General features: G+C 37.9%; 1 protein-coding gene. It reads left to right on the top strand.

Annotated features, from left to right (window positions below; translation table 11 throughout):
* Positions 1 to 89: 89 nt before the first annotated feature.
* Positions 90 to 567, top strand: a 478-nt coding sequence (locus ACFIK8_RS10385; RefSeq protein WP_375669379.1) for a peroxiredoxin, incomplete at its 3' end; no start/stop codon positions are given.

The following is a 567-nucleotide window of genomic DNA, read 5'->3' as shown; positions in this document are numbered from 1 at the left end:
TGAAGCATTATTTCTATGCTTTATTCTTGTGCTCAATGATTATATGTATTCTCATACGCAATACTGACGCAAAAAAGAAAGGCACAACAATGACAAGACAGATGAAAGGCACTTCCGCTCCTGATTTTGATTTGCCACGCGATGGTGGGGGCCGTTTATGTCTTTCTGATCTTCAAGGAAAGCCTATTGTTTTATATTTTTACCCGAAGGATGACACCAGTGGGTGCACAAGTGAAGCAATTGATTTTACGCGATTAAAGAGCAAATTTGATGAAGTCAGAGTTGTTATTATTGGGATATCTCCAGACAATATCGATAAACATAATAAATTCAAAACAAAGCACGGAATCGATATTATCCTTGTTTCCGATGAAGAAAAAACGACACTTCAGGCTTATGGTGTTTGGGTTGAAAAAAGTATGTATGGGCGCAAATATATGGGGGTTGAACGAAGCACTTTTTTGATTGATTCAACTGGAACAATATTGGAAGAATGGCGCAAAGTTAGCGTATCTGGACACGCCGAAAATGTTTTAGCTTGCTGCTACACTTTTTATCGTAATAGCT

Source organism: Bartonella sp. MR168JLCBS, assembly GCF_042194175.1.
Note: the sequence above shows the minus strand (reverse complement) of the source record. Positions and strands in the feature narration are given on the sequence as shown.